18 protein-coding genes are annotated in these 22297 nt (G+C 32.5%); 10 read left to right on the top strand and 8 right to left on the bottom strand.

Annotated features, from left to right (window positions below):
• Nucleotides 1-312, bottom strand: a 312-nt coding sequence (locus ABJD66_RS09210) for an ATP-binding cassette domain-containing protein (RefSeq protein WP_348130703.1), incomplete at its 3' end; no start/stop codon positions are given.
• Between the two features lie 173 nt (nt 313-485).
• Here ABJD66_RS09210 and ABJD66_RS09205 point away from each other — a divergent pair.
• From ABJD66_RS09205 to ABJD66_RS09185, 5 genes are all read left to right on the top strand, one after another.
• A complete protein-coding gene (locus ABJD66_RS09205; protein ID WP_348130700.1) occupies nt 486-3509 on the top strand; it encodes a tetratricopeptide repeat protein in 3024 nt (1007 codons plus the stop codon).
• Between the two features lie 30 nt (nt 3510-3539).
• Complete coding sequence (locus tag ABJD66_RS09200) at nt 3540-5309, top strand: TonB-dependent receptor (RefSeq protein WP_348130697.1); 1770 nt, start codon at nt 3540-3542, stop codon at nt 5307-5309.
• Between the two features lie 83 nt (nt 5310-5392).
• Nucleotides 5393-5665, top strand: coding sequence for a hypothetical protein (locus tag ABJD66_RS09195; RefSeq protein WP_348130694.1), 273 nt, complete (start codon nt 5393-5395; stop codon nt 5663-5665).
• 4 nt (nt 5666-5669) lie between these two features.
• On the top strand, nt 5670-6308 hold the full coding sequence (locus ABJD66_RS09190) for a hypothetical protein (protein WP_100896596.1): 639 nt from the start codon (nt 5670-5672) through the stop codon (nt 6306-6308).
• Between the two features lie 80 nt (nt 6309-6388).
• On the top strand, nt 6389-8008 hold the full coding sequence (locus ABJD66_RS09185) for an amidohydrolase (RefSeq protein WP_348130691.1): 1620 nt from the start codon (nt 6389-6391) through the stop codon (nt 8006-8008).
• 81 nt (nt 8009-8089) lie between these two features.
• Here ABJD66_RS09185 and ABJD66_RS09180 read toward each other — a convergent pair whose 3' ends face one another.
• Nucleotides 8090-8617, bottom strand: a complete 528-nt coding sequence (locus tag ABJD66_RS09180; RefSeq protein WP_303541239.1) for a DUF2911 domain-containing protein — start codon at nt 8615-8617, stop codon at nt 8090-8092.
• 243 nt (nt 8618-8860) lie between these two features.
• Here ABJD66_RS09180 and asnB point away from each other — a divergent pair, with 243 nt between their 5' ends.
• From asnB to ABJD66_RS09165, 3 genes are all read left to right on the top strand, one after another.
• Entirely contained in the window at nt 8861-10525 is a 1665-nt protein-coding gene (gene asnB / locus ABJD66_RS09175) for an asparagine synthase B (RefSeq protein ID WP_348130688.1), read from the top strand.
• Nucleotides 10526-10852: 327 nt separating this feature from the next.
• Nucleotides 10853-12793 carry a DNA topoisomerase (ATP-hydrolyzing) subunit B gene (gene gyrB / locus ABJD66_RS09170; protein ID WP_100896592.1) on the top strand — a complete coding sequence of 647 codons (1941 nt, stop codon included), beginning with the start codon at nt 10853-10855 and terminating at the stop codon, nt 12791-12793.
• Between the two features lie 72 nt (nt 12794-12865).
• Nucleotides 12866-13867, top strand: coding sequence for a DUF6588 family protein (locus ABJD66_RS09165; protein WP_348130684.1), 1002 nt, complete (start codon nt 12866-12868; stop codon nt 13865-13867).
• An 80-nt stretch (nt 13868-13947) separates the two neighbouring features.
• Here the strand turns inward: ABJD66_RS09165 and ABJD66_RS09160 are convergent, their stop codons facing one another.
• On the bottom strand, nt 13948-14349 hold the full coding sequence (locus ABJD66_RS09160; RefSeq protein WP_198519452.1) for a hypothetical protein: 402 nt from the start codon (nt 14347-14349) through the stop codon (nt 13948-13950).
• Between the two features lie 255 nt (nt 14350-14604).
• Here ABJD66_RS09160 and ABJD66_RS09155 point away from each other — a divergent pair, with 255 nt between their 5' ends.
• Nucleotides 14605-15531 (top strand): malate dehydrogenase, encoded by a 927-nt coding sequence (locus tag ABJD66_RS09155; RefSeq protein WP_100896590.1) that lies wholly within the window; start codon nt 14605-14607, stop codon nt 15529-15531.
• A gap of 145 nt (nt 15532-15676) precedes the next feature.
• The gene (gene secDF, locus ABJD66_RS09150) at nt 15677-18679 is read left to right on the top strand and encodes a protein translocase subunit SecDF (protein ID WP_303541251.1); all 3003 of its coding nucleotides are present in this window, start codon (nt 15677-15679) and stop codon (nt 18677-18679) included.
• Nucleotides 18680-18732: 53 nt separating this feature from the next.
• Here the strand turns inward: secDF and ABJD66_RS09145 are convergent, their stop codons facing one another.
• The 5 genes from ABJD66_RS09145 to yidD form a co-directional block, all read right to left on the bottom strand.
• Nucleotides 18733-19974, bottom strand: coding sequence for an ATP-binding cassette domain-containing protein (locus ABJD66_RS09145; protein ID WP_348130679.1), 1242 nt, complete (start codon nt 19972-19974; stop codon nt 18733-18735).
• A 10-nt stretch (nt 19975-19984) separates the two neighbouring features.
• Entirely contained in the window at nt 19985-20503 is a 519-nt protein-coding gene (locus ABJD66_RS09140; protein ID WP_100896587.1) for a GNAT family N-acetyltransferase, read from the bottom strand.
• A gap of 5 nt (nt 20504-20508) precedes the next feature.
• Complete coding sequence (locus ABJD66_RS09135) at nt 20509-21000, bottom strand: DUF192 domain-containing protein (RefSeq protein ID WP_303541259.1); 492 nt, start codon at nt 20998-21000, stop codon at nt 20509-20511.
• A 1-nt stretch (nt 21001) separates the two neighbouring features.
• A complete protein-coding gene (gene lgt, locus ABJD66_RS09130; RefSeq protein WP_348130674.1) occupies nt 21002-21958 on the bottom strand; it encodes a prolipoprotein diacylglyceryl transferase in 957 nt (318 codons plus the stop codon).
• 103 nt (nt 21959-22061) lie between these two features.
• On the bottom strand, nt 22062-22286 hold the full coding sequence (gene yidD, locus ABJD66_RS09125) for a membrane protein insertion efficiency factor YidD (RefSeq protein WP_100896584.1): 225 nt from the start codon (nt 22284-22286) through the stop codon (nt 22062-22064).
• Nucleotides 22287-22297: the final 11 nt, after the last annotated feature.

Below are 22297 nucleotides of genomic sequence, written 5' to 3'. Positions count from 1 at the left end.
AAGTAAATTGTTGTTTATAGTACGGTCTGGTAATAATTTAAAATCCTGAAAAACAATACCAAGTTTACGGCGTAAAAACGGAATGTCTTTTTCTTGCATTGTTTTTAAATCTATATCTACAATAGTGCCACTACCTTCTTTTAATGCTAAGTCACCATAAAGGGTTTTCATAAAACTACTTTTTCCGCTTCCTGTTTTTCCTATAAGGTAAACAAACTCGCCCTTTTTTATCTCCAAAGAGATATTATTAAGCACAAGGCTGTCTTTTTGAAAAACGGAAACGTCTTTAAGTTCTAAAATAGTGTCTTGCATAAATTTTGAGGTAAATAAATTTACTGGTATTATTGTTGATATAAAAGTAATAAGTTTAAGGGTAAAAGTAATGCGCTTTGGTAAAAAATATTTTTCTTAGTTTTAATATACTTTTAGCCATTTTAAACGTTATATAATTTAACAAAGGTATATCACTATAAGACCTTGTCTATATGAAAATGAAAAAAATTGCAATACTCCTATGTTTTATGGGGATGTCTATCTATGGATATTCGCAAAAAACAGAAATTTACACACACAAGAATAAAGATTACGTAAAAGCACTGTCTTTGTACAACGACAAGCAGTACCAAGCGTCACAAGCCGTTTTTAAAGAAGTGGCAAAAAGCACCAATGATTACGAGACAAAAGCCAATAGTCATTACTACATTGCTACGGCTGCAATTCGTCTTAATCAGCTTGGTGCAGATAAACTTATGGAGAAGTTTGTGGCAGACTACCCAACGTCTACCAAAAGAAATACGGCTTATTTAGATGTGGCAGATTATTATTTTGAAACGGGTAAGTATCCGCACGCTTTAAAATGGTATGCAAAAGTAGACCAATCTTCTATGTCTAGGAAAGACAAAGAACGATTTGAGTTTAACAATGGGTACGCTCTTTTTTCATCTAAAAAATACAAAGACGCAGAACGTTATTTAAATCGTGTTACCAACTCGGCAACCTACGGTTCTCAGGCAAAATATTACTTAGGTTATATTGCTTATGAGCAAGATAATTACCAAGAGGCAAATGAGCGTTTTGACCAGATTACAGATCAGGACGAGTTAAAAGAAAAATTATCATACTACCAAGCAGATATGAATTTTAAGCTTGGTAATTTTGAAAAAGCTATAGCACTTGCCAAAGAACAGTTGCCAAAAGCAGATAGGAATGAGGTATCAGAATTAAATAAAATAATAGGTGAAAGTTACTTTAACCTAAAACAGTACAATAATGCTATACCTTACTTAACAGAATACAAAGGTAAACGTGGTAAATGGAGTAATACAGATTATTATTTGCTTGGTTACAGTTACTATAAGCAAGGAGATTACGCAAATGGTATAGACCAGTTTAATAATATTATAGATGGAGATAACAGTGTGTCTCAAAACGCATATTACCATTTAGCAGAATGTTATTTAAAACTAGATAAAAAACAAGAAGCTTTAAATGCATTTAAAAATGCATCTCAGATGGATTATTCTGAGCAAATTAAAAAAGATGCTTATTTAATCTATGCCAGACTTAGTTATGAAATTGGTAATGCATACGAGCCTGTGCCAGCAGTACTAACTAAATATTTAGAAAACTACCCAGATAGTGAGCACGCTAAAGAAATTCAAGAGCTTTTAGTAGATTCTTACATTACATCTAAAAATTACAAAGGTGCTTTGGAGTTGTTAGAGAAGAATAAAAATTATGCTAGTAAAGAAACGTACCAAAAGGTTGCTTTTTACAGAGGCGTAGAATTGTTTTTAGAGCAAGATTACAATAAAGCTTTAGATGCGTTTAATTTGTCTTTAGATAATGCCGAAGAACCAAAATTTAAAGCCAGAGCAAATTTCTGGAAAGCAGAATCACTTTATTTAGTAAATAAGTTTGATGATGCCTTGGTATCGTTTGTGGCTTTTCAGCAAAATCCAATGTCTGTTTCTACAGAAGAAAATAAGGAGTTAGATTATAATTTAGCGTATACTTATTTTAAGCTGAATGATTACGTAAATGCAACATCATACTATAAAAAATATACAGATAGTAAACCAGAAGACGAGGCTAAGTTAAACGATGCTTATTTGCGTTTGGGAGATTGCTACTTTGTAACTAGTAAGTATTGGCCAGCTATTGAAACGTATAATATCGCTTTAAAAAACAGAGGCGGACAAAAAGATTATGCAGCTTACCAAAGAGCTCTAAGTTATGGTTTTGTTGGTAAGAGTGATACTAAAATTAGTGAACTAAAAAGCTTTGTAACAAAGTATAACAAATCTACTTTAAAGGATGATGCTTTGTATGAGTTAGGAAACACATACATTAAATTAGGTAAGGAAGATTTAGGTTTACAAGCATATAATAAATTAATTAGCGACTATAAAGGAAGTAGTTTAGTGCCAAGAGCATTACTACGCCAAGGTTTAGTGCACTATAACGCAAGTAGAAATGAAAAAGCCTTAGCTAAATTTAAAACAGTTGTGCGTGACCACGCCAAAACACAAGAGGCAATACAAGCTGTAGCAACAGCAAAACTAGTTTATGTAGATCTTGGTAGGGTAGATGAGTATGCAAACTGGGTTAGAGATTTAGATTTTGTAGAAGTTACAGATTCCGAATTAGATAATGCTACCTATGATTCTGCTGAAAAACAATTTATAGAAAATAAAACAGATGCGGCTATTAGAGGTTATGAGAATTACATTAAAGAATTTCCTAACGGTTCTCATATTTTAGACGCAAACTTTAAACTAGCGCAATTGTATTTTGGCAAAGGGCAAAAAGCAAATGCATTACCACATTATAAATACGTTGCAGACCAAGGAGCTGCAGAATTTACAGAGCAGGCAATAGCGCGTGTATGTGAAATTTATATAGGAGATAATAAATACACAGATGCTTTTCCTTACTTAAAGAAACTAGAGCAAACAGCAAATATTAAACAAAATGTAACCTTTGCACAGTCTAACTTAATGAAAGGTTATTACAATCAAAAGAACTATAGCAAAACTATTGCTTATGCAGAAAAAGTGTTAGCTACAGAGAGCATAGATAACCGTATTAAAAGTGATGCTCATATTATGATAGCACGTTCTGCTATTAAAACCAACGATGAGGTTAAAGCAAAAGAAGCATATGCTACGGTACAAAAAATAGCAACAGGAGAAAGAGGTGCAGAGGCTTGGTATTACAATGCATACTTTAAAAACAAGGAGCAAGATTATGAGGCTTCTTCTGCAGCAGTGCAAACATTGGTTAAAGATTTTTCAGGATATAAAGAATGGGCAGGAAAAGGCTTGTTAGTTATGGCTAAAAATTACGATGCATTGGGAGACGCTTACCAAGCAAATTATATTTTAGAAAATATTATAAAAAACTTTAGCAGTTACCCAGACATAGTTGCAGAGGCACAAACAGAACAGCGACTTATTAAAACCAAGGAAGCACATAGCAACTCGTCTATAAGTCCAGATGGCAACTAAAAAAAAGGTAACTAATATTAAGAACACACTATGCAAAAGTATATCTATATAACTATAACTTTATTTTTAGGATTGGCACCAATTGCCTTTGCACAAGATAAAGACAAGGATAAAGAAGAAAAAGATTTAGGAACAGAGACTGTAACGGTAGTAAAAGCATACAAGCCAACTATTGCAGATGCTTTTAAACTAAAATCTACACCTGTTATTAATGGGGCGGTAGAATTAAAGAAAAAGCCAATTAATTATAGTATTTTTTCTGTGCCTGTAGCTTCTACATTTACACCAGCAAAGGGTAAAGCCACTGCTGTAAAAAAGAAAAAACCAGAGGAGTTATTTAATTCTTATGCTTCTTTAGGTTTGGGAAATTACAACAATGCTTTGGTAGATTTTTATACAAGCAGACCTATTAACAGAAACGAAACTTTAGATGTAGGGTTAAACCATCATTCTTCTCGTGGAGATATAGAAGAAGCTCCTGTAGATAATGTTTTTTACGATACTAAAGTAAAAGGTATTTATACAAGAAGAGAAAGAGATTTAGAATGGAATGCCAATTTAGCTTTACAACATAAGTTATACAGTTGGTATGGTGTTACAGAAGATGCTTTAGGTACAATACCAGAAAGTCTTATAGATGAAAAACAACATTATTTTGATGCAGAACTTGGAGGTGAGCTTAAGATGGAAGATTACCTAATTAAAGGTGGTGATGTATTGTTAAGACGTTTTTGGGATGCAACAGAATCCGGAGAAAATAGAGCGGTTATTAACGCAGCTGTAGAAGTGCCAATTTCTAATGAGTTAATTAACTTTAATGTAAAACTAGATTACCTTGGTGGTAAATTTAAAAATGCTAGTTTAAATAACACAGATAATACTGGCGAAATTAAATTTGGTCAGGTACAGTTTGGTGTAAACCCTAGCTTGGTAATATTAAGAGATGACCTTACTTTAAATTTAGGAGCTAATGTAGTATATGGTTTAGATACAGAGGCTAGCGATAGTAACTTGTATATTTACCCTGCAGTAACAGCTTCATACAGATTGTCTGGAGAAACAGCAATTGCATATGGCGGTATAGAGGGAGATTTACATCAAAATTCTTATCACGATTTTGTAGATGAGAATCCATTTGTATCTCCAACACTTACAATTTTACCAACCGATAGTCAGTACAATGCCTATGCAGGTTTAAAAGGGCAATTGTTAACTAATTTAGGTTACAATGTAAAGGCATCTTATACGGCAGAAAATAATAGAGCTTTATATAAGTTAAATCCAGAAAATGCTTTTAGAGCAGATGAAGATAAAGATTATCATTTAGGGAATACATTTGATATTTTTTATGATGATATAAAAACATTTTCATTCTTTGGAGAGTTAAATGTAGATGTAAACAGAAACTTTGCTTTAGGTATAAATGCTGAGGTTTTTAGCTACACAACAGAAACAGACAATCCTGCTTGGAACTTACCAAAAGTAAAGGGATCTTTATTTTTGGATTATCAAATTAATGAAAAATGGTTTATGGGAGCTAACTTATTCTTTGTAGGTGAAAGAGAAGATTTAGGTTCTGTTGCGGCAACTGGTACACAACCACAAGATTTTGTGTCTACAGTAGTAACTTTAGATAGTTATTTTGATGCTAATGCGCACGTGGGTTACCGTTTAGATGAGAAATTATCACTTTTTGTAAAAACAGCAAACATAGCAAATAACAACTACCAACGTTGGGCAAATTATCCAGTTCAGGGCTTCCAAGTACTTGCAGGGGCAACTTATAAATTTAACTGGTAATAAAAACACATATTTAAACGTTATTAAGTTTCACTTTATGTAAATGATTCATAAATAATTAATGAACCATTTAAAACTTTATAATGAATTTATCAGAACAATTAGTACTGTGTAAAAAATGTGAAAAAAGAAAATTTGATCCCAATACAGGAATAAATTGTTCTTTAACTGGTAGAAAACCAACTTTTGAAGACACTTGTAATACTTTTGTGTTAGATGCCAATGAAGCTGAAAAAATAGCAGCAAAAGATAAGGTATCTACATATGTAAAAGAGGATTCTAAAGAAAGTATGTGGTGGGTTTTAGGTGTAGTTTTAATAGTAATTAAAATTATATGGAGATTTAATAGAGATTAATTAAATGTTGTATAATAATTTAAGCAAAGCATTAAACTGGAAACTTATAGATGCTCTATTTGAAAAGCAAATAGAGCAGTCCTTAGATATTCAATTTGGTTACAATCAAATTAAAAAAGTTTTATTGCGGCGTAATTTCCCAATTTTAAATATAGATGAACACAAGCTATATTTAGAGTTTAAAGATTGGTTGGTAGAGGTTTTAAAAAGAGAATCTATACCTAAAGACATTAAATCAATCTATTTTGGACTTGCTGATTTATCATTTCCACAATTTGATAATGGAAAAATTAAAACTACAATTTACATAGCAGGTTCTAAAAATAAACCAGATGAAGATTTAGATTGGAATTCTGATACAAAATATCTACCAAAAAGGCGCTACTTGTTACTAAGCAATTTTGAGGAATTAGATGTGTTTATAGAAAAGCACAAACTAAGTGAAAAGTATAAAGTTTTGGTGTTTAACGGACTGTTAAATCTACTTGCCTTAAAAGCAATGCAAGAGTTAAAAGATGATTTGCTTACGTGTAAAATAAGGAAATACTTGTTTGTAGAATCAATTATAACAAGAGATGAACTTTTCTTTGGTACAGGTTATGATTCTGGTACTACATATATTCTTGGTATGTTAAGCAAATAATGCCATACTTATGGTGTTCGTTTTTATTAATTTATTTTAAATCTTATTATTTCGTTATTTTTGAAAAAACTCAAAAACTAATGAAAAAATTAACACTTGTATTACTGCTGGTAATTGCGGCTTGTAATCCTAAAAAAGAAAAGGTAGACTATATTGTTACCAATGCAAATGTTTATACGGTAGATTCTACGTTTGCAAAAGCACAAGCTTTTGCTGTAAAAGATGATTTATTTGTAGCTGTTGGTACTGCAGAAGAAATTGCAGAAAAGTATGCATCAGACAAAACAATAGACGCCGGTGGTAAAACAATTACTCCGGGTTTAATAGACGCGCATTGTCATTTTTTTGGATTAGGGATGAACCAGCAAGTGGTAGATTTAATTGATACCAAAAGTTTTGATGAGGTGGTAAAACGTGTTTCTGCTTTTCAAAAAACTAATACCAAAACATTTATAAGAGGTAGAGGTTGGGACCAAAATGATTGGGAAGTAAAAGAGTTTCCAACAAAAGAGGCTTTAGATTCTCTTTTTCCTTCAATTCCTGTTGTTTTGGAGCGTGTAGATGGCCACGCATACATTGTAAATCAATATGCATTAGACCTTGCTAAAATTACAAAGGACACTAAAATTAGTGGAGGTGAAATTGTAAAGGTTAATAATGAACTTACAGGTGTTTTGGTAGATAATCCAATGGTTTTAATAGATGATGTTTTGCCCAAACCAAGTATAGCAACTCAAGCACAAGCATTAAAAGATGCAGAAAAAATATGTGTAGATTATGGGTTAACAACGGTTAATGATGCAGGTTTAGATAAGCAAACTATAGAAATTATAGATAGCTTGCAGCAAAACGGAGAAATGGATATCCGTGTTTATGCTATGATAAGTGCAAACAAAGAAAATTTAGATTATTACTTAACTAAAGGAATTGTAAAAACAGACGGATTAAATGTTCGTTCTGTAAAAGTGTACGGAGACGGTGCACTAGGTTCTAGAGGTGCGGCTTTAAAAGAAGAGTACTCGGACAAGCACAATCATTATGGTGCTATGGTAACTCCTGTAGAAAAAATAAATAGTCTTGCTAAAAGAATTGCAAAAACCGACTACCAAATGAATACGCATGCTATTGGAGATTCTGCTAATGTAGCGGTTTTACGAGCTTATAAATCGGCATTAAAAAATACAAAAGACAGACGTTGGAAAGTAGAACACGCACAGGTTATTGCGCCAAAAGATTTTGATTATTTTAAACTAGGAATTATACCATCTGTGCAGCCAACGCATGCAACTAGTGATATGTACTGGGCAAAAGACAGGCTGGGAGAAGAGCGTGTAAAAGGTGCTTATGCATTTAAAAAATTATTAGATATAGCTGGTGTTGTTGCTTTAGGAACAGATTTCCCGGTAGAACGTGTAAGTCCGTTTTTAACGTTTTATGCAGCTGTAGCCAGAAAAGACACTAAAAACTATCCAGAAGGTGGTTTTCAAATGGAAAACGCTTTGTCTAGAGAAGAGACATTAAAAGGGATGACAATTTGGGCTGCTTATTCTAATTTTGAAGAAAATGAAAAAGGAAGTATTGAGCCAGGTAAAAAAGCAGATTTTGTAATTTTAAGTGATAATATTATGGAGGTTGAAGCTTCTAATATTCCAACCATAACAGCAGAACAAGTTTTTATAGGAGGTAAGCAAGTAAAATAGTTATAGAAAAACTTAAAAGCCCAAAAATAAACCCGAAGCTATATGTAGCTTCGGGTTTTTATATTTAAAGTGTACTGCTAATTAAATAGAAAAAGGTACAGAAACTATAGTAGTTCCCCAGCCCATTACCATATCAGTATCTGTAAAAGTAATAGAAAAAGCTTCTATAGCGTCTTTACTTTTAGATACATTACCTGTAACTCTAATAACGTCAGCATCTTTCTCATAAGAGTAAGCACCCCATTGGTTTAAGTTTTTATTTAAAATTACAGTCCATTCTTTTTCTCCAGGTACAGAGAATAAAGAGTAAGTACCAGCTTTTACTGTTTTACCGCCAAATTTTGTATCTGCGTAAAAAGTAACTTCTGCAGCCTCATTAGCGCCAGTTCTCCATACTTTTCCTGCAGGAGCCAAATCTTTTACTAATCTTCCTTTTAATTGAGGGCGACTATAAACAACACGTATGTTCTTTTTTGAAATTTTGTAGCTAGATGGTTGAGAGGCAATGTCGGCCGGACTTTTATCTAAGCCAGGAAATTTTTGAGCAGTTGCGTTAGTAGTAAATACCATAGTTAATACAAGTGCTGATAATGCAATTAATCTTTTCATAAATGTTTGTTTTTTGTGTTTTTCAAATTTAGCGACATTTTCGCAGTAATGAATTATATGGTCGCTAAAATTATGCCAACTTACAAAATGATTGTTTTTTTTATTGCAATACTCTTTCTTCGTATTAAATAACTTGTAATATAGTTTAAAATGTTTCAAATTGAAATCAATATAAGCGTATGTGTTTTTAAATTGAAACCTTTAATTCATCTTTGTAATCAAATTGATATAAAGATTAATAATATGTGTGGAATAGTTTGTGCATTTGATGTAAAGGAAAGCACTGAGGCTTTAAGACCTCAGTTGTTAGAGATGTCTAAAAAAATTAGACATAGAGGTCCAGACTGGAGTGGTATATACGCAGACGATAAAGCTATTTTAGCACACGAGCGTTTGGCAATTGTAGATCCGGCTTCTGGTAAACAACCATTATTAAGTCCTAATGGTAAATTAATATTAGCTGCCAATGGAGAAATATATAATCACAGAGAATTACGTAAGCAGTTTAAAGGTACATATGATTTTCAGACAGAATCTGATTGCGAGGTTATTTTGGCTTTGTATCAAGAAAAGGGAGTGGATTTTTTAGATGAGTTAAATGGTATTTTTGGTTTCACTATTTATGATGCCGATAAAGATGAATATTTTGTTGCTCGTGACCATATGGGAATTATTCCTTTGTATATGGGTTGGGATAAAAACGGTACGTTCTACGTTGCATCAGAATTAAAAGCATTGGAAGGTACTTGTACAAAAATAGAATTATTTCCTCCTGGTCATTACTTACATAGTAAAGATGGTGAGTTAAAAAAATGGTACTCTCGTGATTGGATGGAGTATGATGCTGTTAAAGAAAACGAAACTAGCATACAAGAAGTAAAAGAAGCTTTAGAAGCAGCGGTTCACAGACAGTTAATGTCTGATGTACCATACGGAGTATTATTGTCTGGTGGTTTAGATTCTTCTGTAACTTCTGCTGTTGCAAAAAAATATGCACAAAAACGTATAGAAAGTGGTGATACAGCAGATGCTTGGTATCCACAACTACACTCTTTTTCTGTTGGATTAGAAGGATCACCAGATTTGGCTGCTGCAAAAAAAGTAGCAGATCATATTGGTACTGTACATCATGAAATTAAATTTACAATTCAAGAAGGTTTAGATGCTATTAAAGATGTTATTTATAACATAGAAACGTATGATATTACTACCATTCGTTCTTCTACACCAATGTACTTAATGGCACGTGTTATTAAGTCTATGGGTATAAAAATGGTATTGTCTGGTGAAGGCGCAGACGAGCTATTTGGTGGTTATTTGTATTTTCATAAGGCGCCAAATGCAAAAGAGTTTCATGAAGAGACTGTACGTAAATTAGATAAGTTACATATGTACGATTGTTTAAGGGCTAATAAAAGTTTAGCTGCTTGGGGAATTGAAGGTCGTGTACCATTTTTAGATAAAGAATTTATGGATGTTGCTATGCGTATTAACCCTAAAGATAAAATGATTAACGGGGAACGTATGGAGAAATGGGTAGTTCGTAAGGCGTTTGAAGATATGATACCAGAAAGCGTAGCGTGGAGACAAAAAGAACAGTTTTCTGATGGTGTAGGATATAGCTGGATTGATACTTTAAAAGAATTGGTTGAGAAAGAAATAACAGATGAGCAAATTGAAAATGCAGCATTTCGTTTTCCTATTAATACACCATTAAACAAAGAAGAGTATTATTATAGAACTATTTTTGAAGGACATTTTCCTAGTGATGCAGCAGCATTAAGTGTACCGCAAGAGGCAAGTGTAGCTTGTAGTACAGCAACAGCTTTAGAATGGGATGAAGCGTTTAAAAATATGAACGACCCTTCTGGTAGAGCAATAGCTAACGTACATGATGAAGCATATTAAAAAGTAAAATATAACTTGAATTATAGCCTATTCTAGGGTTTTAATTATAATTAGTCTTTTTGGAGCACCAATGTATTGGTGCTCCTTTTCGTTTAAAGCCTTTTAAGAGCATTTTATTTTATTTTATAATTTGTAAAATCTGAGTTTTATATCAAATACATCTTAAAAATCAATTTAAGCGTGTTTAAGCAGTGTTCTCTGTTGCAAAGAAAATGTTAATAACTATTTTAAAACAGTCTTAAAACCGTTTAAAATTAAGAACTCAATATTTTATATTTGTTAGGTTGTATTTTTTATGATGAAATTAAGCACAATAATATATATATAATGAGCGAAGAAGCAAAAAAGAATAATTATTCAGCTGACAGTATTCAGGCCCTAGAGGGTATGGAGCACGTACGTATGCGTCCTTCAATGTATATTGGTGACGTTGGTGTTAGAGGTTTGCACCACTTAGTTTACGAGGTAGTAGATAACTCTATTGATGAGGCAATGGGTGGTCATTGTGATACTATTAGTGTAACAATAAATGAAGATGGTTCTATCACTACCAAAGATAATGGTAGGGGTATACCAGTAGGTCTTCATAAAAAAGAAGGTGTTTCTGCATTACAGGTTGTAATGACTAAAATTGGTGCAGGTGGTAAGTTTGATAAAGATTCATATAAAGTATCTGGTGGTTTGCACGGGGTAGGTGTATCTTGTGTTAACGCATTATCTAACCATCTAAAAGCAACTGTTTTTAGAGAAGGTAAAATATGGGAACAAGAGTATTCTAAAGGTAAAGCTTTGTATCCTGTAAAAAGTATAGGTGATACAGATGAAACTGGTACAATAGTTACTTTTTATCCTGATGATACTATTTTTACGCAAACTACTGAGTATAGCTATGAAACGCTTTCTAGTAGAATGCGAGAGTTAGCTTACCTTAACAAAGGTGTAACTATAACAATTACAGATAAAAGAGTTACCGATGAAAAAGGAGAGTTTTTATCAGAAGTTTTCTTTTCTGAAGAAGGTCTTAAAGAATTTATAAAATTCTTAGATGGTAACAGAGAGCAACTTATTCGTGAAGTTGTTTCTATGGAAGGTGAAAAAAATGGTATTCCTGTAGAGGTTGCTATGGTGTATAACACATCGTATTCAGAAAATCTTCACTCTTACGTAAATAACATTAACACACATGAAGGTGGTACACACCTTTCTGGTTTTAGAAGAGGTTTAACATCTACCTTAAAGAAGTATGCAGATGCTTCAGGAATGTTAGAGAAGTTAAAGTTTGAAATTCAAGGTGATGATTTTAGAGAGGGTTTAACTGCAATTGTATCTGTAAAGGTAGCAGAACCACAGTTTGAAGGGCAAACAAAAACTAAATTAGGAAACAGAGAAGTATCTTCTGCAGTAAGTCAGGCGGTATCAGAAATGTTGACTAATTATTTAGAAGAAAATCCGGATGATGCTAAAGTAATTGTACAGAAAGTTATTTTGGCTGCGCAAGCACGTCATGCAGCTACTAAGGCTCGTGAAATGGTACAGCGTAAAACGGTAATGAGTATAGGTGGCTTACCTGGAAAATTATCAGATTGTTCTGAGCAAGATGCTACAAAATGCGAAGTGTTCCTTGTAGAGGGAGATTCGGCGGGTGGTACTGCCAAGCAAGGTAGAGACAGAAATTTTCAGGCAATATTACCGCTTCGTGGTAAAATCTTAAATGTTGAAAAAGCAATGCAACATAAGGTTTTTGAAAACGAAGAAATTAAAAATATATATACAGCTCTAGGTGTTACTATTGGTACAGAGGAAGATAGTAAAGCACTAAACTTAGAAAAATTAAGATACCATAAAGTAGTTATTATGTGTGATGCCGATGTAGATGGTAGTCATATTGAAACTTTAATTCTTACTTTTTTCTTCCGTTTTATGAGAGAATTAATAGAGGCAGGGCATATTTATATAGCAACACCTCCATTATACTTAGTTAAAAAAGGAACAAAGAAAAGGTATGCTTGGTCAGACAAAGAACGAGATGAAATTGCTGATAGCTTTAATGGTAGCGTAGGTATACAAAGGTATAAAGGTCTTGGGGAGATGAATGCGGAGCAATTGTGGGATACTACAATGAATCCAGATTTTAGAACATTAAGACAAATTACTATTGAAAGTGCTTCAGAATCAGACCGTGTATTCTCAATGTTAATGGGAGATGAAGTACCTCCTAGAAGAGAGTTTATAGAGAAAAATGCCGTTTATGCAAACATTGATGCATAATAAAGTAAGTTTATACAACAAAAACTCGCACCATTGGTGCGAGTTTTTTAGTTTTATAAAAAAAACAATTCTATGAAAAAGTTTAGTTTAGTTATTTTCTTGGCGTTAAGTGCTTACACATCTGCCCAATCTAGCGCAAATGAAGTTTTTGCTGCAGGTGTAGATGATGCAAATAAGTTTATTAATGATTATTTATCACCTGTGTCCGAAGGTATGCTTTATAGTATCTCTGGAGGATGGTATAATACTGCAGACGCAAAACCTTTAGGAGGTTTTGAGATTTCTATTATTGGTAATATGGCGCAGTCTCCAAGTGATAAAAAATCATTTATATTAAATACAGAGGATTATGAAAATTTGCAATTTGTAGATGGTAGTATTTCCAAAGAAGTTTCTTCAGGTTTAGGAGATATAGAAGGTATAAATGTTTTTGTTGAAGATGAAAACGGATTATTTAGAGAAGAATTTGAACTTCCATCTGGTTTAGCATCAGAAAATATAAACTTTGTACCGTCTGCATTTATACAAGCCAGTGTAGGTTTAATAAAAGGAACAGAAATAAAAGCTAGGTTTTTACCAAAAATAAAGACTGATGATGTAGAAGTAGGTATGTTTGGTGTTGGTCTGCAGCACGATTTTACTAAGCTCTTACCAGCAGATAAAATATTACCTGTTGCAATATCTGGTGTTATTGGGTATACGCATTTAACAGGTATGTATGATTTTACAGACCAAGGTGTAATTGCAGGTGAAAACCAACGATTAGATATGAAAATGAATACCTGGGTTTTTCAGGCAGTTGTGTCTACTAAAATGCCAATAATTAACTTTTATGGCGGTTTAGGATACTTAACGGGTAAATCTACTGTAGATGTGTTAGGTACTTACAGGGTTCAGTCTGGTCCATTTATAGGAGATACCTATACAGATCCTTTTTCTATAAAATCAGATGCTAGTGGTGTTACAGGTAACATTGGTGCAAAGCTAAAGTTAGGATTTTTTAGAATACACGCAGATTACTCTATGGCAAAGTATAACAACTTGTCTTTTGGTGTTAATTTTGGTTTTAGATAGTAAGTAATAATATTAAAAAGAATAAAAAAGCCCTAGATTAGTTTCTAGGGCTTTTTTGGGTAGAAAAACTTTATTATGCTTTATTCTCTAAAGGCCAAAGTTTCTCCGTTTGTTTCTTCTAATATAACGGTAGCAGAAGCATTTTCAGAGGTTCTTTCTGTGCTATTGGCTGCTTCTGTTGTTTTAATCTTTACTTGGTCACTTGGCATATCAGTCTCTGGATACGTAATAGTGTAGGTGTCGCCCTCTATTACCCATCTAAAATCAGTTAAAAAAGCCACGTTATCATTAGTGTAACTATGAAACCTTCCTTTGTATGCATCGTTAAAAATCCATTCTTGTTTAGAATCTACGCCAGATTCTGATGTTGTTGTTTTAGCCCATATTCCAAGAATAGGATCGTTGTTTTCGGGAATTTCAGAGCAACTAAATATTGTAATGTACACAAAAGTCGCTATGAAAAAATGTAGGGGTTTTTTCATAAGTAGGTATTTTTATTAATTTGGATATTGTTCTAACGCAGTATTTTGTTGTGTATTTCATTATTATCGATGTATAGCACCTTTTTTTGTGGTTTTTCGTTTAAATACATCTTTCTTTAACATTAAACTAAGTTTTAATCATTTTAATACCTATAAAAGAATATTAAAGTTGCTGTATACCTTATTTATAATGTTAAAATTCTTTATTTTTACGGTCAGTAAACAAATCATTAAAAATTAAATAAATATATACTTATGAAAGTAACGGTAGTAGGTGCAGGTGCAGTAGGCGCTAGTTGTGCAGAATACATTGCAATTAAAAATTTTGCATCAGAAGTTGTTGTGTTAGATATTAAAGAAGGATATGCAGAAGGTAAAGCAATGGACTTAATGCAAACAGCATCTTTAAATGGTTTTGATACTAAAATTGTTGGTTCTACTAATGATTACTCTAAAACTGCAGGTTCTAATATTGCTGTTATAACATCTGGTATTCCTCGTAAACCAGGAATGACGAGAGAAGAATTGATTGGTATTAATGCTGGTATTGTAAAAACAGTTTCAGAAAACTTAATTAAGCACTCTCCAGAGGTAATTATAATTGTTGTTAGTAACCCAATGGATACAATGACATATTTAGTACATAAAACTACAGGATTGCCTAAAAACAGAATTATTGGTATGGGTGGTGCTTTAGATAGTGCACGTTTTAAATACAGATTAGCAGAGGCTTTAGAAGCTCCTATTTCTGATGTAGACGGTATGGTTATTGGTGGTCATAGTGATACAGGAATGGTTCCATTAACAGCGCACGCTACTAGAAACAGTGTAAAGGTTTCTGAGTTTTTATCTGAAGAAAGATTAGAGCAAGTTGCTGCAGATACCAAAGTTGGTGGTGCTACATTAACTAAGTTGTTAGGAACAAGTGCTTGGTATGCTCCAGGTGCAGCAGTTTCTGGTTTGGTACAGGCTATTGCTTGTGATCAAAAGAAAATGTTCCCATGTTCTACTTTGTTAGAGGGTGAGTACGGTTTAAATGATCTTTGCATTGGTGTGCCAGTTATTTTAGGTAAAAACGGTATAGAGAAAATAGTAGAGATTGAACTTAGTGATGCTGAAAAAGCAAAAATGCAAGAAAGTGCAGCAGGAGTTTCTAAAACTAACGCACTTTTAGAATTATAATATTTATAAGAAATTGATTAGAATAAGGGTGACAAATTTATTTGTACACCCTTATTTTATATAATATTGTAAATATATTGGCAATTCTTATCTTAAATGATATATTTGCACGCTATATAAAATTACCAATAATAAACAAAAACTAATGTATAATAAAGGACTTATAAAGCTGTTTGCTTTTTTATTTGGGATCGTAAGTATCTATCAATTATCCTATACTTTTATAAGTAGTAAGATTGAAAATGAAGCAGCAACTTATGCAGCTAGCAAAATTTCTGAATCAGAAAATGATTTTGCAAGCAAAAGAGAAGCATTGGAAACTAGATATTTAGACTCTATTGGAGGCGAATCTGTATTTGGTTATACTAGCTATGAAGAAGCTAAAAAGAAAGAATTAAACAAGGGGCTTGACCTTAAGGGTGGTATTAATGTAACGCTTCAAATTAAGATAAAAGATATCTTATCTGGTTTAGCAAATAATACTAAAAACCCTGTTTTTCTTAAATCTTTAGAAGATGCTGATGAGGCTTCTAAAAGCAGTGATAAAACATATGTAGATTTATTTTTTGAAGCTTTTGATGCTAATAAGGGTGATTTAAAATATGCTTCTCCTGATATTTTCTTTACAAAATCATTAAGTGAAGAAATAAAATCTATGGAAGCTTCTGATGAAGAAGTGAAATCTATCATTCGTAAAAAAATTGATGAGTCTGTAGAATCTGCTTTTGAAGTATTAAGAGAACGTATAGATGGTTTTGGTGTTACACAACCAAACATACAAAGAGAAGGTACATCTGGTCGTATTTTGGTAGAATTACCAGGGGCAAAAGATAAAGCAAGAGCACAAGAGTTACTTTCTAGTACTGCACAGTTAGAGTTTTGGGAAACGTATCCTAAAAACGATCCTAACGTTATGCAATTTATAAATGCAGCTAATGAAAAGTTAAGATCTTTAGTAGATACAAAAACGGCTACTGCAGAAGATACTGAGTCTAAACCAGAATCTGAAATAGATTCTTTATTATCAGATGTTACTCAGGATTCTTTAGATGTGGCTACACAAATAAATCCTTTAGGAGATTTAATAAAAGGAATTCCTAGTGCAGGTTTTGTTATTGCAGAATTTGCCATAAAAGATACGGCTAAGGTTAATGAGTACCTTAGTATGCCAGAAATTAAAAGATTAATACCAAATGCTATACAGCACGTTAAATTTGCTTGGGAACGTCCTTCTAAGGGTTCTGAGGTTGTTGGCTTATATGCATTAAAAGGTAATAGAGATAATGCTCCTAAAATGAGTGGAGATGTAGTTAGTGCTGCACGTGCTCAGTTTGACCAGTTTAACAGACCAGCAGTTGGTATGGATATGAACGTTAAAGGGGCTAAACAATGGCAAAAATTTACAAGTGAGGTTAACTTAAACCAAACTGGTATTGCTGTAGTTTTAGATAATAGAGTTTATACTGCTCCAGGTTGTTCTGTTGTAGGTGGTATATCTGGTGGTAGTACAGAAATCTCTGGAGATTTTACAATTACAGAAACAAAAGATATTGCAAATGTTCTAAGAGCTGGTAAGTTACCTGCTAGAGCAGATATTATTCAGTCAGAAGTTGTTGGGCCATCATTAGGACATGAGTCTATTAATAGTGGTTTAATGTCTTTCTTAATTGCAATGGCATTGGTATTAGTTTGGATGGTTTTCTATTACGGTAAAGCCGGTGTAGCTGCAGATATTGCATTGTTATTAAACATCTTATTAATATTTGGTGTGCTTGTAAGTTTAGGTGCTGTATTAACATTACCTGGTATTGCTGGTATTGTATTAACAATAGGTATGTCTGTTGATGCAAACGTACTTATCTTTGAGCGTATAAAAGAAGAGTTGGCAAAAGGTAAAGGTCAGGCTTTAGCTATATCTGATGGTTTTAGTAATGCATTGTCTTCTATTTTAGATGCAAACATTACAACTGGTCTAACAGCTATTATCTTATTTATATTTGGTTCTGGACCAATTAAAGGTTTTGCTACTACTTTATTAATAGGTATTGCAACATCTTTATTTACAGCAATATTTGTAACTAGATTATTTGTTGAAGGTTATACAGGTAGTAAAGGAAAAGTTTTAGAATTCTGTACAGGATTAACAAGAAACCTTTTCAAGAACTTAAGTATAGATTTCCTTAAGAAAAGAAAGATTGCTTATATCATTTCTGGATTATTAATTATTGTAGCATTATTTTCTTTAACAACTAATGGTTTGCAGCAAGGTGTAGATTTTGTTGGAGGTAGAACTTACCAGGTTCGTTTTGATCAGAATGTGAATACAGCTGAAATTTCTTCAAACTTAAGTGAAGTATTTGGTAGTGGTACTAATGTTAAAACTTTTGGTGAGGATAATCAGATAATGATAACTACTTCATACAAAGTAGACGCAGAGGATATAGCTGTTGATGAAGAAATTCAAGAAAAATTATTTACATCATTACAAAACTTATTGCCAAGTGGTTTAACTCTAGAGGAGTTTAATAATGGTGGTACAGATGATGTGTCTATAGGTATATTAAAATCTAAAAAAGTAGGACCAACTATTGCAGATGATATTAAGAAAAATGCTGTTTGGGCAATTTTAGGATCGTTATTTGTAGTTTTCTTATATATCTTATTCCGTTTCCGTAAGTGGCAATTCTCTTTAGGAGCTGTTGTAGCGGTATTCCATGATGTATTAGTAGTATTAGGTGTGTTCTCTTTATTAGGTAAGGTGATGCCATTTAATATGGAGATAGATCAAGCATTTATTGCGGCAATATTAACAGTAATTGGTTACTCTTTAAATGATACCGTTGTTGTTTTTGACCGTATTAGAGAAATAGTAAGAGAAAGAGGATGGAGTTCTGGTGATAATGTAGGTTTAGCATTAAACAGTACATTAAGTAGAACGTTAAATACTTCTTTAACAACTTTAGTAGTATTACTTGCTATCTTTATTTTTGGTGGTGAATCTTTAAGAGGGTTTATGTTTGCTATGATAATAGGTGTTATTGTAGGTACGTACTCATCTTTATTTATTGCAACACCAGTTATGTTTGATACTTTAAAGAAAAGAATACAATCAGGTAAAGAAGATGTTGTTGTAGAAGACAAAGAATAATTCTTAATCTGTAAAAGATAAAAAAAGCTGCTTACAATTTGTAAGCAGCTTTTTTATTTTAAAATATTTCCTGTAGAACCTTTTGGTGTAATTTGTAACTCCAATATAGCTCTGGGTTCTAGATTTTTTTCTTTTCTGTGAGATACAAATATTACTGCTGTTTGTTTTTTGCTGGCAATATGGTTTACAAGATTCACAAATAATGAAGCACTTTTATCGTCTAAGCCAGTTGTTGGTTCGTCTAAAATTAATACTAATGGCTGTTTTACCATAGCTCTTAATAGCATTACTAAGTGTTGCTGTCCCACAGTAATCTCATTAAATAATTTATTTTTTGAATCTAATAGTTGCGCTATGCTTAACCATTGTTCAGCAATTTGTATTTGAGTTTCGGTTGGTTTTGTGTAAAGACCAATAGCATCTGTAAAACCTCCAATAATCATATTTTTAACCGTGTGGTTTCCTTTAAAACTGTCTACTATTGATGGTGTAAAGTATCCAATCTTCTTTTTTATATCCCAAATACTTTCTCCTGTTCCTTTTTTTTGTCCAAATAAATACAACTCTTGTCCGTACCCTTTACTGTTCTCGCCGGTTATCATAGATAGGAGTGTAGTTTTTCCACTTCCATTTTTACCTATAAGCTGCCAAAAATCTCCTTTGTTAATTTGCCAATTTATATTTTGTAATACTTGCTTCTCTTCAAAAGAAACAGAAACATTTTTAAAGCTAATAAGTTCTTTGCTTTTGTGGTTAATAACGTTAGTGTTGTTAAGTATTTTAAGTTGTTTTAATGTGTGCTCATTACTTAATGATGTTACATATGTCTCTAATGACGAAAACGCTTTTAAATTACTCTCTTGTAATTTATATATGCTAGACTCAATGGGTAGCATATCTTCAATTCTGCTTATTGTTAAAATTAAGCTGGTTTCTTTAGCTATGTTAATTAGTAAATCTTTTAATGTTTTTTGATAAGCTGCATCTAAATTATCATAAGGATTGTTTAAAATAATATAATCGGGCTTTTGGGATAAAATGTAGTTAAGTAATGCTTTTTTTTGCTCACCACTAGACATTGTTTTTAAATGTTGAGAGGTGTTGTTTGTTATAGTTTTTATATCGTGAATTTCTTCTTCCCTAATAAATTTATGTATTTCTGATTTAGAGAATAAAGCAACCTTTTTTTCTTTTAAAAAGTTAAATTCAGCATTATGGCTTCCTTTAAATAAAGATGTAATAAATACTTTTGTATTAGATGTGTTGCTTGTAAAAATGGTGTAATGCTGTGGCATTAGTTGTAATTTATTTATATACTCTGTATATGTCTACTGGGTTGTTGCTGTAGCTGGTAGTTTTGCTTAAGTGCATTCCGTTTGCTATGGCTACCTTTTGTGAGGGGATATTATCTATATGAATAATAGATATTAAAGAATCTGCAAAGTTATTAGAAAAAGCATATTCTTTGCATTTTATAGCTGCTTCCGTAGCGTATCCTTTTTTCCAATATTTAGGAAGAATAGAGTAGCCAATTTCTAATTCATCTTTATCGTCTACTGTTTGTACCAGTAAGCCACACAAGCCAATGAATTTATTTGTTTTTTTACAAATAAGCGCATTCATACCACCAAGATTAAACTGGTAGCGCTCAAAAGCTCTGTTAAATTGTTGTTTGCAAGCTGTATTGGCATCTTGTGGAATGCCATCCCAAAACTCTGAAGATCTTGGATCTTGATGAAAAGGCAACCAATCTTTAAAGTCAGATTGCACTAATTTTCTAAATAATAATCTTTCAGAAGATTCGCCATTTAGAAGATACTTCATTGTAATTATAGTTTAGTAAAATCTATTTTGTCGCCTACTTCTAACAGATATTTTTCAGATAATCCTGCATTAATTTCTAAAACATACATTACAGGTACTTTACTAGATAAGCCAGTTTCGTCTAATGGCTTTGCGTTTTCTTGAAAACTGGCAATACGTAAGTTTTCATCAATATAAATAATATCTAAAGCTATTTTAGTATTTTTCATATAAAAAGAATGTACTCTAGAATCAGGGAAAATAAATAACATTCCTTGTTTTTCTTTCATACTAGTTCTTTCCATTAAACCAGTTTGCGTTTCGTAATCTGTTTCGGCAATTTCTATATCTAAAGTTAACGCTTTAGTGTTATCTGTACTCTTTGTAATTGTTAAAGTACCTTCTTTTGTAAAAGCAGGTTCAGGAGTTTGTATAACTTCTGTTTTGTTTTCTTTACAGCTTGATGCTAAAGAAATAATAGCAATTAATAAAAAAGAATAATTCTTTAATGTTTTCATTTTAAGCTTTTTTAGGTCTAAATACAAAATATGCGCCTATTAGTATAAAAGGAATACTTAACCATTGCCCTGTAGATAATGTGCCTAAAGACTCTTCAAATCCACCTTGACTTTTCTTTACAAACTCTACAAAGAAACGGATGGTCCATAATAGCATTAAAAATAAGCCAAATAAAAATCCGCCTTTGTCCTTTTTATCTGTTTTCCAATAGAAGTATGATAATATGATGAAAACAAAAATATAGCAAACACCTTCATACAATTGTGCAGGGTGTCTAAAAGGAATGCTTTCTAAAATTGAAGCAAATTTAGGGTTGTTTTCTATAGCTTTATAAGCTGCGCTTACAGTTCTTTCTTTTGTTAAAGCCATAGCTCTAGAAGCTGGCATATCATCAGAATCTCTTATAAATTTTGTCGCAAAAATAAATGCTTTTTCAGTGATTTTTCCATTAATTTCAGAATTGAAAAAGTTGCCTAGTCTAACAAAAAAAGCTCCTAAGGAAACAGGAACAACTAGTCTGTCTAGCAACCATAATATTTTATAATCAGGGTACTTTCTGTTGTATAAATACATACCTATAATTACACCCAATGCTGCACCGTGACTAGCAAGACCTGCAAAACCTGTAAACTCATAACCTGTTATTATTCCAAAAAGCCTTCCGCTAGGGTTTTCTCTAATTGGTAATAATATTTCTATTAAATGGTTTTGGTAGTGAGCCCAGTCATAAAAGAAAACATGTCCTAAACGTGCGCCTAACATTGTAGCAATAACGGTGTATAAAAATAAAGAATCTAACTGCTCTATTGGTTTTTTCTCGTTAGTAAAAATCTTTTTTATAATTACCCAGCCTAAAGCAAAAGAGGTAATCCATAGTAGATTGTAGTATTTTATTTGTACTGGTCCAAGACTGAATAAAGTTTCGTTAGGGTTCCATAATATACTTAAAAAATGCATCTATTTTCCGTTTTGTGAATGGCTAATATACGTATTTTGAGTAAGGGGCTAAAAAAGAAACTGTGATTATAAGTTAATTTTATCCTATTATTTTATTGCTGTTCTATGGAACAGGGTCGTAGCCGCTGCCACCCCAAGGGTGGCAACTAAAAATACGTTTTGTGGCTAACCAACCGCCTTTAAATAAACCATGCTTTTTTAAAGCCTCTACCGTGTATTGTGAGCACGTAGGAGAGTATCTGCAACTAGCCGGAGTTAAAGGAGATATAACTGTTTGATATATTTTTACTAATAGAAGAAGTGGTGCTATCAGTATTTTTTTTATCATTTTAATTTATT

It is taken from the genome of Cellulophaga sp., from assembly GCF_039943695.1.
Classification (GTDB): domain Bacteria; phylum Bacteroidota; class Bacteroidia; order Flavobacteriales; family Flavobacteriaceae; genus Cellulophaga.
This window is presented reverse-complemented; position numbering and strand designations above follow the sequence as displayed.

What these genes read in the sequence shown, in the direction of transcription:
- ABJD66_RS09205 (WP_348130700.1), top strand. Translation starts at nt 486, where the DNA reads ATGAAAATGAAAAAAATTGCAATACTCCTATGTTTTATGGGGATGTCT.
- ABJD66_RS09200 (WP_348130697.1), top strand. Translation starts at nt 3,540, where the DNA reads ATGCAAAAGTATATCTATATAACTATAACTTTATTTTTAGGATTGGCA.
- ABJD66_RS09195 (WP_348130694.1), top strand. Translation starts at nt 5,393, where the DNA reads ATGAATTTATCAGAACAATTAGTACTGTGTAAAAAATGTGAAAAAAGA.
- ABJD66_RS09190 (WP_100896596.1), top strand. Translation starts at nt 5,670, where the DNA reads ATGTTGTATAATAATTTAAGCAAAGCATTAAACTGGAAACTTATAGAT.
- ABJD66_RS09185 (WP_348130691.1), top strand. Translation starts at nt 6,389, where the DNA reads ATGAAAAAATTAACACTTGTATTACTGCTGGTAATTGCGGCTTGTAAT.
- ABJD66_RS09180 (WP_303541239.1), bottom strand. Translation starts at nt 8,617, where the DNA reads ATGAAAAGATTAATTGCATTATCAGCACTTGTATTAACTATGGTATTT.
- asnB (WP_348130688.1), top strand. Translation starts at nt 8,861, where the DNA reads ATGTGTGGAATAGTTTGTGCATTTGATGTAAAGGAAAGCACTGAGGCT.
- gyrB (WP_100896592.1), top strand. Translation starts at nt 10,853, where the DNA reads ATGAGCGAAGAAGCAAAAAAGAATAATTATTCAGCTGACAGTATTCAG.
- ABJD66_RS09165 (WP_348130684.1), top strand. Translation starts at nt 12,866, where the DNA reads ATGAAAAAGTTTAGTTTAGTTATTTTCTTGGCGTTAAGTGCTTACACA.
- ABJD66_RS09160 (WP_198519452.1), bottom strand. Translation starts at nt 14,349, where the DNA reads ATGAAAAAACCCCTACATTTTTTCATAGCGACTTTTGTGTACATTACA.
- ABJD66_RS09155 (WP_100896590.1), top strand. Translation starts at nt 14,605, where the DNA reads ATGAAAGTAACGGTAGTAGGTGCAGGTGCAGTAGGCGCTAGTTGTGCA.
- secDF (WP_303541251.1), top strand. Translation starts at nt 15,677, where the DNA reads ATGTATAATAAAGGACTTATAAAGCTGTTTGCTTTTTTATTTGGGATC.
- ABJD66_RS09145 (WP_348130679.1), bottom strand. Translation starts at nt 19,974, where the DNA reads ATGCCACAGCATTACACCATTTTTACAAGCAACACATCTAATACAAAA.
- ABJD66_RS09140 (WP_100896587.1), bottom strand. Translation starts at nt 20,503, where the DNA reads ATGAAGTATCTTCTAAATGGCGAATCTTCTGAAAGATTATTATTTAGA.
- ABJD66_RS09135 (WP_303541259.1), bottom strand. Translation starts at nt 21,000, where the DNA reads ATGAAAACATTAAAGAATTATTCTTTTTTATTAATTGCTATTATTTCT.
- lgt (WP_348130674.1), bottom strand. Translation starts at nt 21,958, where the DNA reads ATGCATTTTTTAAGTATATTATGGAACCCTAACGAAACTTTATTCAGT.
- yidD (WP_100896584.1), bottom strand. Translation starts at nt 22,286, where the DNA reads ATGATAAAAAAAATACTGATAGCACCACTTCTTCTATTAGTAAAAATA.